The organism is Acidimicrobiia bacterium, from assembly GCA_041393965.1.
Taxonomy (GTDB): Bacteria; Actinomycetota; Acidimicrobiia; order Spongiisociales; family UBA5794; genus UBA5794.
Genome location: JAWKJB010000001.1, coordinates 753,908 through 766,360 on the forward strand (window position 1 = coordinate 753,908; position 12,453 = coordinate 766,360).

Consider the following 12,453-nt stretch of genomic DNA (forward strand, 5'->3'; position numbering starts at 1 on the left):
AGGATTGTAGGCGAAGCACGCCACCGGAGCCTTGTACGGCGGCGACCCGAGCGATCGCTCTACCGGCGGAACCGGGCAAGGTAGGCGTTTCTGGCGGTGGTTGACTCATCGTCGTCGAGGGCCGAGATGAGTCCGAGGGCGTCGTCCCGGGACAGATCGCCTGCGAGGATCTCCGCGACATGGCGCTTCGTCGTCACCACGGGGAGGCGGGGCTTGCCCGCGATGTGCATAGCCAATTCCTTTGCGGTATCCATGGCCGAGCCCGGTTCGGTGATCGCGTTGAGGAAGCCAGCCATCCGCCCCTCCTCGGCGGTGAAGGGCCGGCATGTCAAGATCAGCTCCTTGGCGATCGCTGACCCGAATTCCCGTACGAGGCGGGCGACCCCTCCCCACGCAAGGGGAATGCCGAGGTCGACCTCCGGGATCGAAAACACGGTATCGCGATCGGCGACGCGCAGGTCACACGCTGCCGCGAGGACGACCGCTCCGCCGACGACATGTCCGTGGAGTGCCGCGATCGTGATCTGTGGCAGTGCCTCGATCGCGTCGGCGACCGCGCCGCCGAGCTGCGCTGCTTCGTAGCGCTGCGCGGTGTCGGCTTCGGCAACGAGGACGGATTCGAGGGCGGACACATCGAATCCGGATGAGAAGGAGCGCCCGTTCCCCGCGATGACGACCGAGCGCAGGTCCGATGACGCGATCTGATTCGCTGCCGAGATGAGTTCGCGGAGCATTGCAAACGACAGGGCGTTGAGCTCGTGTGGTCGGTCGAGCGCGATGAAGCCGATGTCGCCATCGCGCCACATGTCGAGATTCTGATAGTCCATCGGCCTGTTCCCGGGAACGACCATCGTAGGCGCGTGCGCGTCGGCGCACGATTCAGTGGAGGTTGGTACATTGGGGGCGGAGGAGTGGGGGCGGAGGAGGACTCGATGCGCACAACGGTCGCACACATTCTTTCCCATAAGGGAAGGGAGGTCTGGAGTGTCGACAGCGCGACATCGGTCTTTGACGCACTGGAGCTCATGGCGGACAAGAACATCGGTGCCCTTGTCGTCATTGACGCCGGCGTGCTGGTCGGCATCATCTCGGAGCGCGACTATGCGAGGAAGGTCATTCTCCGTGGTCGCGAATCGCGGCACACGCCCGTTGCCGACATCATGACGCAGCATCCGGTCACGGTGACGCCGGTCAAGACCGTCCGCGAGTGCATGGCGCTGATGACGGCGAACCGGTTCCGTCACCTCCCGGTCGTCGACGGTGGCACCCTCTACGGTGTCGTGTCGATCGGCGATGTCGTTCGAGCCGTGATCGACGAACAGGAGTTCGTGATCGATCAACTCGAGGGATACATCACCGGATAGCGCAGGCCCTCGTGTCGGCAGCCGCCGGTGTCACGCGGTGTCCGAGCCTGCTGGCTACGCCCCGCGTTTGTCGAAGGTCTCCTGATCGAATGGCTCGATCATGATGCACTCGCCGGGGCACTCCTCGGCCGCCTCCACGACGATGTCCACCTGGTCGTTCGGGACTCGTGCAACACCACGGCTGCCGTCTGGCGCCTGGTTGCCGTCGAAGACGATGTCGGCTCCCCAGTTCGAGGCCGTTTCCTTGACCACCCAGAGCCCGTCGTCTCGTCCGATGAAGACATCGGGAGCGATCTCCTCGCAGATCCCGTCTCCGGTGCACAGATCCTGGTCGATCCACACCATCAATGAAGCGTCAGCCATGGCGTTCCTCGTGTCGCTCGTGCGTGCGGTTCGGAGCTTAGCGAGGATTCAGGGGACTGAGACCGTGGGACCGGCATCGAAAGCGGCGTCCGGATGCGCGGACTCAACAGGCCTCCACCTGGGAACTCCGGCGCCTTCCGAGATGCACGGGTCTACCCTCCACCCGAGGGAGGCGACTGCGTGCCTGGTGGACGCCGCGGTCTTCAAAACCGACGAGGGGGCGAAAGCTCCCTGGCGGGTTCGATTCCCGTCCGCCTCCGCGATGTACACGCGTACCCAGGGTTCCCGTTGCACGAAAAGGTAAGAATCAGCCCATAGAACGAGGCTCATTCCGTGGGCCAGAAGTGACCTTTTCGTTGAACGGGAACCCTGGGTACGCGGCCTGCGCGGCGACGGGGTGAGGTTCGCCCTATGATCCTCGACGGATGCTTCTCACTGGGGGTACATGTGGATGAGCAATCGACCATCCTCGACCATCTTGCTCAGGTGCTGCGACAACTCAACGGTGTAACGGATCATCTCGTTTCAGTCTTGCCAGCGATCGAGTCGCGACTGGCTCGGTTGGAAGAAGACCTCGCGACTGTCGTTCACGGTGTTTCGGGCAATGGCCCGGAAGTCTCGATCGATGGCAAGCTCGATGGCATCCAGCGAGACCTTCAACGCGCCGCTGCGGACCGTGCCGAACACAAGCTGGAGGTGCTTCGGCAATTGCTTGATCGAAACATTGATGTCTTTCGCCAAATCCAGAACACCAACCTCGGTCTTTCCAATCTGCTCATGCCCCCGGAGAACGCATGGTCGCCGATGTTCGATGCCGACGAGTGGCGCGCTGGGAAGCGCCCGGAAACAGCACCTGTGGCCAAGGTCCCTCTTCAGTCATCGGTCTGTCGACAAGAGGACTTTGCGACTGACTGGTTGACCTACTGGTGCGTTCAGCTCGACATCTTTCCCCAATACGGGCGAAAATGGTGGGAGTTTGCATTCATCTGTCAGGCGCTGTGGGAACGCGGATTGCTAGCGCCAGGCCACAGCGGGCTTGGTTTCGGCGTGGGCATTGAGAGGCTTCCGGCCCTCTTTGCACAGCTCGGATGCACTGTCGTTGCTACCGACGCTCCTTTCGATCACGCTGAGGCGACCGGCTGGGCTGACAGTTCGGTGCAATACGCCGCAGACGGACTCGGTTCGCTGCGCTACGACGAGATTTGCGATCCGGACACCTTCTTCCAACGGGTGCGCTTTCGCGCGGTCGACATGAATGAGGTCCCGAGCGACCTTGCCAATCGGTTCGACTTCACCTGGTCGTCCTGTGCCTTCGAGCATCTGGGTTCCCTCGACGCTGGCGCCCGGTTCGTCGAGCGATCCATCGAGTGTCTGGTTCCCGGCGGGGTCGCGGTGCATACGACTGAATACACACTGGACCCCTTGCGAACCGTTGAGACAGGACCCACCGTCCTGTACCGCGCACTCGATCTGGCGGCCCTGATGGATCGGATTCGTTCGTCGGGACATGAGGTGGAGCCCCTCGATCTCGACATTGGCAACGGACTCCTCGATCGCTATGTGGACCTTCCTCCGTATCGCACCGAACCACATCTGAAGCTTGCTCTTGAGGGATTCGTTACAACCTCGATTGGGCTCATCATCCGCAAGGGTGAAAGCTAGTTCAGACCGTCGACAGCTCGAGCAGGTCGATGATGCGGTCCGCGAGGGCATCGAATGAGTTCTGCTGCGCGTAGCCCCTGGCGCCGTCGGCGAGTTCCGCGAGAGCTCTTCGATCGGCAACAAAGCCCGCGGCCGTTACTCGGAACTCCTCCGTGGAGGAGGGAAGGTTGATGTTTCGGACCACGCCCTCGGGAAATGGGCTTGTTCCGTCGGCGGAGACCACCATCGTCGGCAGGGCGCTACTCAAACAGTCTTCGATCTGTTGGACCGAGTCGGCCGATTTCGGATCCCACCATTGGATGGCGCCAGCCGCTCGGTTCATCCATAGCCGCCTCTCCGGCGATGCCCCATCGTCGATCAACTCGACCCGGCCGCTCGCTGCCTTCTGCTCCACGGTGTCCATCAGCACTTCGGTTTGCCGTCCCACCGACGAAATGACAAACCGGAGAGGAGGGTCAGCTGATGCCCCGCCCCGTGCCGCATTCACGGCCATGAGACCCAATCGATCGGCCGTAGGCTGACCCAACAGCGCGATCAGCCCTGGGATGCGAGGGGGTCGGAAGCCAGATGGGCTGCCGAGCCCAACGGGGAGCTCGACGACTCGGACCTGGGCCCCACTCATGGTGAGGTGATCCGCGAAGAACGAGGAGAACACTCCGATGAGACCTCCGAGGCTGAGCAGATGATCTGCGGTCTCATGCGGCAGCTCACGGTTCACGAGCGTGAGCTTTCGCTGGCTTCGGCCCATCACCTCGTGCACGGCAGTCGGGATCTCATCCGCCGAATTGCAGTACACAACGGCGTCGTAGGGCATGAAGGAATCCCAAGCCGCCAGATCAGCGAGTCTCCTGGTGACATACGGGCCAGGCGCGTCGGTGTCGTCGAGGTCCGCCACGAAGACATCCAGGTCGACATGTTGAGCAATCGCCTTCGCCAACTCCGTGTTCTTGCGGAGTTCCATCGAAGACTGCGTCGACATCACGAACGCCCATCGAGGGTGGGGGTTCCAAACGGTGAACCTGCGGCGCTGGGCATCGGCCTGCATCTCGTCGATCGCTTTCAACGCCCTCGTCGCCACGCGTTGCCAGCTGAAGCGTTCCACGATCGTGTCACCGAGCTCTTTGCTCTCCAATTGATCGGTGGGACGCTGGAGCGCGTTGGCAATCGCCTCAGTCACCTCTGTGCTGTTTTCCGGATCGAACTGACATTCCCGACGAGGCAGGACCTCTGGCAGGGCGCCCCGATCAGAGCAAATGGCCGGTGCACCGCAGGCAAGGGCTTCCGCCAAGGGCAGTCCGAACCCTTCCCAGAGTGAAGGGAAGACGAACAACCTCGTCGTCTGATAGAGGCGTAGCAGCGTGCCGTCGGCGACGGTTCCCGTCAGCAGGAGGTCCGATTCGATCCCGAGGTCCGAGGCAGTGGCCAAGATGTCAGCGCGCTGTTGGTCGCTGAGCCTGCAGGTCACGACCAGCTGGTGGTCCTGACGCATCGAGCGGGGGAGGCCGGAGTAGGCCTTGAGGAGTCCACCGAGGTTCTTTCGCGAGTCGACTCCCGCAACGCTGAAGATGAAACCGGGTCGTATTCCGGTGAGCCCGTCCTGTAACTCCGCCAACGCCTGTGCCCTATCGGCGGATGGTCGGAACAGGGTGGAGACACCGGTCCCGATCACCGAAACCCGATTCTCCGTGGCGCCAACGAGCTCGACCGTGTCTCGAGCTGTTGATTCCGAGATAGCGAGCACGGCGTCTGCATCCCTGACCATGGATAGCCGAGTGGTGTATCGCGCGTTCCAGTCAGGGTCGGAGAGGTACTGTTCTGGGAATCGCAGTGGAATGAAGTCGAAAGCTGTGACGATCGTCAGGGCTTCGCTACTTCGAGCGTAGCGTGGAAGCTGCTCCTCGAACCCAGCCAATTCGAATGGTGACATCTGGTAATACCCGAATCTCCGCCTCGGCGGGATGATGTGGTCGCCCGAAGAGTTGTTCCAAGCGAGTTTCCCTGTGCCGGCGAAGAAGCGAACAGCGTCTGTCATGCCGAGTCTGGCGTTGGCAACGATCGCATGGATCCGTTCGGGATTCGATTCCCAGAGCGCCTTCGACAATTCGAAGACATAGCGGGCGATGCCTCGTTCCGGGTGAAGCTGGCTCTGAGCGCCCTGGATGTCGAGTATGAGCGGCAGCTGGTCTTCTGTTCCCATCAACGGGGCCGACGCCGCGCCCGGACCATCGCAACACCCCGGGCTCCCTCCTGCATCATGTCATCTGAGCGATCGAGCCCCCCGATGACTTCCCATTGCGACGAAGATGCGCGACGGGCGAGGCTTGCCTCCTCGATCGCCCAGCCTTCGAGGAGGGCCATGAGGTGATCAAGGTCGTAGGTTCTTTGCAGCTCGTCGACCCCGTAGACGCCGAACGGCGCGGTGAGTACCAACAGCCCGTCGTCGGCCGTGATGGCGTGGAGCTTCGCCATCGCCTTCCGATCGGCATCCTTCCGGTCGGCCTCGTTCTCGCGTGATTCGAGCCCGCCGTACGCTCCCAGACCGAAATGTTCGATTGACGACAGCGAAATCACGGCATCAAACGGTGTCTGCGGGGGGTCCCAGGTTTCGAATGAGTTCATGACGGTTGTCAGTCGCGGATGCGACAACGGGTAGTTGCGCAAATCGATGGCCACGACGTTGTAGCCGAGGCAGGCGAGGGAGAATGCAACAGGGCTCTCGGTACAGCCGAGGTCGAGAACATGGGCGCCGGGTTTGAGGCCGATCATGCTGGCGTAGACGAAGGGCAGCTCGACAATCCGCTCGTTCACCTCCCGAATGACTGCGCCGCCGATCTGGTGCTCGATGTTGAAAGGCCAGTTGAACCAGACTCCTGCCTGGGCCTTGAAACCCCAAGGCCCATCGGCATAGTTCAGGAAGGCGGCTTGCGATTGGCTCAAGTCGCTGATCTTGGTCACCCGGGCCGGGTCCATATCGGACCGCAGACGATCGAGCTCTGCTCGGAGGTCCTCAAGAGACTGTCGAGCCAGGAGCGAATGGTCAGCGACATCCCGCAGCCTGTGTCCGGTATAGGCGCTGAGTTCAGCATGGGTCTCACCGTGGCGCTTGATCAACACCTCGAGCTCATTGAGTCGACTGTTGATCTGGCTGCGCTGGGATGTTGCCTCTTGGTTGTTGCCGGGGCCGCGAACCAGGTGATTGACCTCCAGCCAGATCATGTTGAGCTGATTCATGAGCTCGTCTCGGGAAACGGAGCCCGATTCGGCGGCCATGATCGCGCGTTCGACCATGACGCCCAGTTCGCGGGTCTGATCGATGCCAACCGCGACGGCATCTGTCGTGGGTTGCCACAGGCGCCGGAGCACACGGACAAATGGTCGGAGGAGGCTCTTCAGGAAGCTGCGCATGATGTCATCTCCTCTGGCTGTGCAGAACGATCAGGTCCGGGATCGATCAAGATACAGATCGCTCACGGCTCGCGCCATCAGCGCATCCATCGAGGGCGAGCTCAGCGGGCCGCCTGGCTCTATGCGGCGTATCTCGAAGCCCAGCTCTCTGAGTTCGATGATGAAGTCGCTGGGCGGCAGGGTCGCAGCGACAAGCGACGGGGCGAACTCGATAAAGAGTTTGATGTGAGGGTTCTCGCGCAGGACCCGGTCGGCTCCTCTGATGATGAGGGGTTCGGATCCCTGTGTGTCGGATTTGATGACATCGACTCGGGTCCCTCGGGGCAACAACTCATCGAGCGATGTTGTGCCTACCTCCAATGGTCGTATCTCGTCCTGTTCGAACTCTTCGAGAGCGGAGTGGCTGAGACCGATTCTCTCCCTGAGGGAGTCCAGCAGAGACGATCCGTGGAGCCGGGAGTAGACCAAGAGGGTGACGGTGGTTGTGTGGGAGTGGGCGGCTTTGGGAGTCACGGTGGTGATGTTGTCGTAGCCGTTGATGCGGATGTTCTCTTTGAGGTAGGCCACCATGTGGGGGTTGGGTTCGATGGCATACATGGTTCCGGTAGGTCCGACGATTTCGCCGGCAAGAACCGTGTAGTAGCCATAGTTGGCTCCAATGTCGATCACGGTGGCGCCAGGAAACAGCGAAGCGCGGAAGAGTCGGGATTCTTCGAGTTCGAAGTAGCCGTCACGGATCAACACGGGTGATGTGGAGATATCTTGTGGATCCACGATGAGGGCTTGGCCCCAGATCAGCTCGGTGAGGAAACGGCGGTCTCCCAGATAGGCCGTTGTTCTCGATGTGCCTCCGAATTCGAGTGGAGCGTGGGCTTCCAAGAAGGCAGCCCGTAGTTGATGGAGGCGGTTGTGTATCACATCAACCGATGCGGTGTCACCCGTGAAAGGCATCTCGTGTTTGGAAAACACCACCATGCCGCTCGAACCAAAGACTGGATGCATTTCGCTGATCACACGCTCGTAGAACGACCGGTCCTGACCTTGCATCGACTCGGCTTCCAACACCACCCAGTCGTATTCCTCCCAGGAACGGAATCGTGCCGTATCGGCATCAACCGTGCCGTCAACGGTCACCCCAGGCGAACTCACCACCCTGCCCATATCCGACACCGCCATAGCCAAAAACTCACCCACCAACACGAGCTCCCCCTGACCATCCGTACACGCGTACCCAGGGTTCCCGTTGCACGAAAAGGTAAGAATCAGCCCATAGAACGAGGCTCATTCCGTGGGCCAGAAGTGACCTTTTCGTTGAACGGGAACCCTGGGTACGCGGTGTCACCTGGCTACTGGGTTTGTGTGTCTCGGCCCAAGAGCGGGTCGTCGCCGGAGTAGAGATCGTTGATCGCGTTTCCGAACTCCGCCATGATCGTTCTGCGTTTGATCTTCAAGGAAGGTGTCAGCATGCCACCTTCGGGAGTCCATTCCTCGGTGCCGAGGATGAAATCCCGCACCCGCTCGTAATGCTTGATGTCGCGCTGGGCGCGGTTGATCTCCGTCTTGAACAGGTCGATCACGCGTTCGTCGGCGATCAGCTCTTCGCGGCTGGCAGCGCCGAGGCCGTTTTCGGCCGCCCACTGCCCGAGGTACTCGAAGTCGGGGATGATCACGGCGACATTGAACGGTCGCTGTTCCCCGTACACCATCGCCTGGGCGATGTACCCCGACAACATCAGGGTCTCCTCGATGGGTGACGGCACGACATATTTGCCGTTCTCGAGCTTGTACTGCTCTTTGATGCGCCCCCGGATGTAGAGGTAACCGTCGGCGTCGATGTGGCCGAGGTCACCGGTGCGGAAGCCGCCGTCACCGGTGAACACCTCTGCGTTCGCCTCGGGGAGGTTGTAGTAGCCCTGCATGACATTTGGGCCGTGGATCACGATCTCCCCGATCTCCTTGTCGCCGGTCACATCGGTGTCGATCGTGACCGTGACACCCGGGATCGGTCGCCCGACCGATCCGACCCTTCTCGCCCCCTTGACATTGCAGGTGGCGATCGGACTCGTCTCGGTGAGCCCGTACCCCTCGTACACCACGATCCCGACCGCTGAGATGAACTCGGCGACCTCGGTCGAGATGGCGGCACCTCCGGAGAACGCATATCTGACCTTGCCGCCGAACCGATCCCGCACCTTGGAGAACACCAGCCTGTCGAACAGCGCACTCTTCAACTCGACCAAACGACTCGTCGTGCCGCGCCGTTCCATCTCCGACCGCTTGTGCGCATTGGCCATCGCGGCGTTGAACATGCGTTCCTTGATTCCGCCTTCGGACTCCATCAGCTTGTTCAACCCGTCATACACCTTGTTGAACACCGTCGGGACCGCGACGAGGAGGGTCGGCTGGATCTCCGGCATGTCGCGGATGAGGGTCTTGGCCGTGGTGAGACCCGTCGATGACCCGAAGAAGATCAGCGCATGGAGCTCGACGGTCTGACCGAACGAATGGGCCCACGGCAGGAATGACGCCGAGCGGTCCTCCTCTTCGAGCGGAAAGATCTCAGCGACCGCGTTCAGATTCGACGCGATGTTGGCATGCGAGAGCATGACTCCTTTCGGATTCCCCGTTGTTCCCGAGGTGTAGATGAGCCCGGCGAGGTCGTCGGGTCTGACCACGGCAGCGGTCGCGGGAGCGTCTGCCCCGCGGGCGAGGAGTTCGAGATAGTCGATAGCGTTACCACCGGCCGGGTCGTCGATGACGATCAGGGTCTCGAGTGATGCGATGTCATCCTGGATCTCCTCGATTTGGGCGCGGATGCCGTCGGTCGCAACAAAGGCGACCTTGGCGCCGGAGTCCTCGAGGATGTACTTCCAGTCCTTCTGCGTCTGGGCCTCGTACATCGGAACCCACGCTGCGCCGAGGCCATAGGTCGCATACGCCCCGACGGCCCACTCGGGCCGATTGTCCGAGATGATCGCAACGCGGTCCCCGGCTCCGACGCCGAGGGAGGCAAGGCCCCCTCGCGCCTTGTCGATGGCTTCGCCGAATTCGCGATAGGTCATCCAGTCCCATGAACCGTCCGGTGTTCGCTGGCCGAAGAGAGGGTTGTCAGGGAACGCAGCCACGCTCTGCGCGTACAGTTCGGCGAGCGTCGTGATCTCCGATGGCATGGTGGCGTCCTTTCCTGCGGGTGTGGGCTTGAGCCTACCGAACCGGAGGTCGTGTGGAATGGCGAAACGCCGATACCATGCCGAGCATGGAGGGTTCTGAGTCACTCGGACGGCTCATTCGGGAGTCCCGATTGCGTCGCGGGATGTCGCTCGGTCAGCTGGCCTCAACAATCGGCAGATCCTCATCGTCGGTGCGTCGTTGGGAACGCGACGAGGTGGCACCCGCGATTGCGATCATGCCGAGGCTCGCTGAAGCGCTTCAGATAGATGTCGCCGATCTTGAGGCGAGGCGCTATCCCCAATACGGTGAGGACGATTCCGACCAACACACCGCCGGAGGTGATCGAACGGGCTCGACCATCGAACAGGATGCCGTTCCCTCGCGCCAGCCGGCACCGGATCGAGAGGTCGAGCGGGCCCCGGTGGGGTTCTTCGGAGAGCTGTGGAACACCGTCTTTGCCCAGCGGGAAGCGTGGATCCCGTGGGTGCGGGGGATCGCTACGGCTGTCCTTCTCGTGATCATGTTGGTCATCCTGGTGTGGGCTGTCGGCGGGTTGTGGGACGGCATCAAGGAGATCTGGGATTCGTTCGATGCCGAAACAGCGCTCGGTTGACAGGGACCATCGCGCCCGCCCAGCTGGGGTCTACCCGATGTGAAGTATCGGGTCGCGGTGCGTACCGTTTCGGGGATGCGACGGATCTTGTGCCTTGTCGCCCTTGTTGCCGTGGTCGGTACGGGCTGTGGGTCTGACACTGAGCCCCTCATCGGCCTGCGGGTGTCGTCTGACACCGCGGTCGGCGACAGCCGTCTGCTCTTCGCCGTCAACGAGGTCGACGGTACCCGACGAGGCTCACCTTCTGAGGTGGTGACGGTCACGGCGACTCCGCTCGAGGACCCTTCGCGCCACGAAACGGCAACGGCGGTGTTCACCTGGATCGTCGAGGGTGCCGTTGGCTTGTATCGCGCGACGATCCCGTTCGATCGAGCAGGTTTGTGGCAGATCGACTTCGCGATCTCGACTGACGAACCGACGGAGCCGTTTCTCGTCGATGTGCAGCAGTCCCCGGTTGCGGTCGGCATTGGTGAACCAGCGCCGCTCGTTGCCACATCGACACTCGCCGACAGCCCGATCGATCAGATCACCACCGATGAGCATCCCGAGCCGGCGTTGTACGAGCATTCGCTCGACGAGCTGCTTCGGAATGGTCGCAAGACCGTCGCGGTCTTCGCAACGCCAGCCTTCTGCGTTTCTGCCGCCTGTGGCCCGTTGCTCGACCAAACCAAGACGGTCATGTCATCACTCCCCGATGTCGACTTCGTTCACATCGAGGTCTATCTGGGGTTTCACGAGCAGGGATTCGTTTCTGATGGAGACCATCTCTCCCCTGCGGTGACGGCATTCGGCCTGCTGAACGAACCGTGGATCTATGTCATGGACGAGGAGGGAATCGTGATCGCACGCATCGAAGGCGTCCTTGGCGATGGTGAGCTTGAATCGATTCTGAACGCATCGTGATCGCGAGGACCAAACGATGGTCGCGGGTCGGGTGTCTGCTCTTTGGCTGCATGCTGTTGGTGGCGGCGTGCGGCAACGCCGATGACGAATCGGAGCACACCGTTTCTGGCATCGTGACCGAGGTCACGGGCGATCTCACCGTGGTCGAGTCGTTCGTGGTCCTCGACGACGATGGCGACAGCCACCTGTTCCGTCCCGCTCCCGGTTTGTTGTTCTATGGGGGACCGCTGATTCATCTGCGGGATCATGTGATCACCGCGCAGCGGGTCACGGTCACCTTCGAAGAGTCGCCTTCAGGCGAAATGACCGCGGTGCTGATCGAGCACGAATCTTCCGATGACGAGCATCATGCGCCAACTCTGGACAGTGGCGACGCCCACGGCATCGATGTTGATGCTTGAGATGACCGGCAGCTGGGCCGGAATATGGCCGCGGTCTCAGCGTGCGAGCAGCTCCGGGTCCTCCGCGGGTGCAGATGGCCGCGCAAGGATATAGGAGAACCAGGCGACACCCGCGCCGGCGATGAGCCCAGCCACCGCGGTGAGCACCACGAAATCGGCGACACCGATCACGGCGTTGCCCTCCGTGATCGAGCCGAGGACGGTGATACCCAGTGGATACACGACCATGGCGATGGTCGCTCCGATCACGGCACCCAACGACACGATGATCGCGCCGGGGGCCGAGGGCGTCCCCGGATCAATGACGCGGGAGGCGGTTCGTGTGACCGTTGCGATGAGCGCACCCCCGGCGAGGCCTGCGAGGATCACCATGATCCAGGTCGCAGACGCCGACGGAGCGAAGGTGGGGACCACATCAGCTCCGTCGAGTTCGGTCATCAGCGTTCGGACGGCTCCTGATGCTGCGACGAAGGTGAACAGGGCCAGCGCAATGACAACACCCGTTACCGCGCCGATGACGAGGGACATCGTGTAACTCGGCTTCATGGCGGCGAGTGTAACGGCGTTACGG

Annotated in this window: 12 protein-coding genes and 1 tRNA gene; 6 read left to right on the forward strand and 7 right to left on the reverse strand. The window is 61.8% G+C overall.

The genetic code is table 11. From position 1 onward, the window contains the following. Positions 1 to 59 precede the first annotated feature (59 nt). Complete coding sequence (locus tag R2823_04050; protein MEZ5175359.1) at positions 60 to 827, reverse strand: enoyl-CoA hydratase/isomerase family protein; 768 nt, start codon at positions 825 to 827, stop codon at positions 60 to 62. Between the two features lie 105 nt (positions 828 to 932). Here R2823_04050 and R2823_04055 point away from each other — a divergent pair, with 105 nt between their 5' ends. Beyond that, complete coding sequence (locus tag R2823_04055) at positions 933 to 1,364, forward strand: CBS domain-containing protein (protein ID MEZ5175360.1); 432 nt, start codon at positions 933 to 935, stop codon at positions 1,362 to 1,364. A 54-nt stretch (positions 1,365 to 1,418) separates the two neighbouring features. Here R2823_04055 and R2823_04060 read toward each other — a convergent pair whose 3' ends face one another. Continuing rightward, positions 1,419 to 1,727: a ferredoxin gene (locus R2823_04060; GenBank protein MEZ5175361.1), complete on the reverse strand. Its 309-nt coding sequence runs from the start codon at positions 1,725 to 1,727 to the stop codon at positions 1,419 to 1,421. A gap of 168 nt (positions 1,728 to 1,895) precedes the next feature. On the opposite strand from R2823_04060, the gene R2823_04065 reads away from it, so the two are divergent. Beyond that, positions 1,896 to 1,987: transfer RNA gene (locus R2823_04065), tRNA-Sec, on the forward strand. 151 nt (positions 1,988 to 2,138) lie between these two features. Next, the gene (locus R2823_04070; protein ID MEZ5175362.1) at positions 2,139 to 3,389 is read left to right on the forward strand and encodes a hypothetical protein; all 1,251 of its coding nucleotides are present in this window, start codon (positions 2,139 to 2,141) and stop codon (positions 3,387 to 3,389) included. A gap of 1 nt (position 3,390) precedes the next feature. Here R2823_04070 and R2823_04075 read toward each other — a convergent pair whose 3' ends face one another. The 4 genes from R2823_04075 to R2823_04090 form a co-directional block, all read right to left on the reverse strand. Next, positions 3,391 to 5,586: a glycosyltransferase family 1 protein gene (locus R2823_04075; GenBank protein MEZ5175363.1), complete on the reverse strand. Its 2,196-nt coding sequence runs from the start codon at positions 5,584 to 5,586 to the stop codon at positions 3,391 to 3,393. Continuing rightward, positions 5,586 to 6,794 (reverse strand): class I SAM-dependent methyltransferase, encoded by a 1,209-nt coding sequence (locus R2823_04080; GenBank protein MEZ5175364.1) that lies wholly within the window; start codon positions 6,792 to 6,794, stop codon positions 5,586 to 5,588. Before R2823_04080 ends, R2823_04075 begins: the two co-directional genes overlap by 1 nt. Before the next feature lie 30 nt (positions 6,795 to 6,824). Further along, positions 6,825 to 7,928 carry an FkbM family methyltransferase gene (locus tag R2823_04085; GenBank protein ID MEZ5175365.1) on the reverse strand — a complete coding sequence of 368 codons (1,104 nt, stop codon included), beginning with the start codon at positions 7,926 to 7,928 and terminating at the stop codon, positions 6,825 to 6,827. 212 nt (positions 7,929 to 8,140) lie between these two features. Next, positions 8,141 to 9,964, reverse strand: coding sequence for a long-chain fatty acid--CoA ligase (locus R2823_04090; GenBank protein MEZ5175366.1), 1,824 nt, complete (start codon positions 9,962 to 9,964; stop codon positions 8,141 to 8,143). Between the two features lie 86 nt (positions 9,965 to 10,050). On the opposite strand from R2823_04090, the gene R2823_04095 reads away from it, so the two are divergent. From R2823_04095 to R2823_04105, 3 genes are all read left to right on the forward strand, one after another. Then, on the forward strand, positions 10,051 to 10,578 hold the full coding sequence (locus tag R2823_04095) for a helix-turn-helix transcriptional regulator (GenBank protein MEZ5175367.1): 528 nt from the start codon (positions 10,051 to 10,053) through the stop codon (positions 10,576 to 10,578). 75 nt (positions 10,579 to 10,653) lie between these two features. Next, positions 10,654 to 11,481 carry a hypothetical protein gene (locus R2823_04100; GenBank protein MEZ5175368.1) on the forward strand — a complete coding sequence of 276 codons (828 nt, stop codon included), beginning with the start codon at positions 10,654 to 10,656 and terminating at the stop codon, positions 11,479 to 11,481. Beyond that, positions 11,478 to 11,882: a hypothetical protein gene (locus R2823_04105; protein MEZ5175369.1), complete on the forward strand. Its 405-nt coding sequence runs from the start codon at positions 11,478 to 11,480 to the stop codon at positions 11,880 to 11,882. Before R2823_04100 ends, R2823_04105 begins: the two co-directional genes overlap by 4 nt. Before the next feature lie 36 nt (positions 11,883 to 11,918). Here the strand turns inward: R2823_04105 and R2823_04110 are convergent, their stop codons facing one another. Continuing rightward, positions 11,919 to 12,428 carry a hypothetical protein gene (locus R2823_04110; protein ID MEZ5175370.1) on the reverse strand — a complete coding sequence of 170 codons (510 nt, stop codon included), beginning with the start codon at positions 12,426 to 12,428 and terminating at the stop codon, positions 11,919 to 11,921. Positions 12,429 to 12,453: the final 25 nt, after the last annotated feature.